This is a genomic window from Streptomyces sp. NPDC107546, from assembly GCF_055639175.1.
This window is the reverse complement of the sequence record NZ_JBVKBA010000088.1, coordinates 1-1,041: the sequence shown is the minus strand read 5'-3', so window position 1 is coordinate 1,041 and position 1,041 is coordinate 1. Positions and strand designations below refer to the sequence as shown.

The following is a 1,041-nucleotide window of genomic DNA, read 5'->3' as shown; positions in this document are numbered from 1 at the left end:
GGTTCTGGTCCAACTTCTGTGGAGCTCTCACGCTCTGTAACCTGTCGGGACTGGATGGCCCTTCGTGACTCGTTGACAGACCTGTTTGGGATCATGCCCACATGGACTTCGACCTCGCCCCACCGACCGGCGTTGGCCCGTTGCGGATCGGTATGACTCGGCACGCTGCTAACACGGCGCTGGACTCGCTCCGCGATCTCTCTGCGGTCTCGGAGTCTGATCGGCCGGGGCAGCACGTCTTCCGTCCCAGCGGGCTGATGATCAGCATCCACTGCATGCGAGACAGGCTTGAAGCCATCGAGTTGGGACGGCCGTCGTCCCAGACGGACCGAGTGTTGTTTCAGGGTGTGGACGTGTTCGCGCTTCCGGCCCGCGAGGTCGTCCAGCGCATGGGCGAGTTCACCTCGATTGAGGAAGATCCTGACGACGATGTTTCATTCATTGCCCCGGACTTGCTGCTGAGCTTCTGGCGTCCGTTCGCAGCCGACGATGAGCCCGGGGAAGAGCAGGGCTACCACTTCAGCTCGGTCCTGCTGGCACGGCCTGGCTACTACGACACCCCTGCTCAGGCTGCGGAGCGACTCCAGCAGAGCTCGTGACGGGTTCGTTAGGACGCCAGCAGGACTCGTTTGCGCAAGAGGCCGAAGCCGGCCCGGCCGTACATCTGGCGCTTGATCATTTTGATCCGGTTGACGTGACCTTCGACGACGCCGGAGCTCCACGGCAGTGTGAGGCCGGCGGTGACAGCTACGAGATCGCGTTCCAGGCCATTGACGAAGGTGTGGAGGCTGGGCAGGTCGTCGGCGCGGACCGCCTTGATCCATTGCGGGAGGTGGTCGCCCTGGAGCTGGGTGAGCATCTTCCCGAACGCGCGGACGTGCCCCGTGAGGGCATCCAGTACGGGGCAGCCCGCGAGGACGGCTTTGAGCTTCAGGCGCTCGCTCTCCGGCAGGGTATCGGGGTGGGTCAGGATCCAGCCGGTGACCGTGCGTGGAGACGGCGGGCGGGCCGCTGGTGCGGTCGGGGATGTACGGAACGGCC

General features: G+C 64.7%; 2 protein-coding genes. One reads left to right on the top strand and one right to left on the bottom strand.

All coding sequences use genetic code 11. The features are described from left to right. Window positions 1–101: 101 nt before the first annotated feature. A complete protein-coding gene (locus tag ACZ7L1_RS39255) occupies window positions 102–599 on the top strand; it encodes a hypothetical protein (protein WP_471444505.1) in 498 nt (165 codons plus the stop codon). Between the two features lie 8 nt (window positions 600–607). Here the strand turns inward: ACZ7L1_RS39255 and ACZ7L1_RS39250 are convergent. Next, window positions 608–1,041: ISL3 family transposase (locus ACZ7L1_RS39250; protein WP_471444503.1), on the bottom strand; the 434-nt coding region annotated here is incomplete at its 5' end.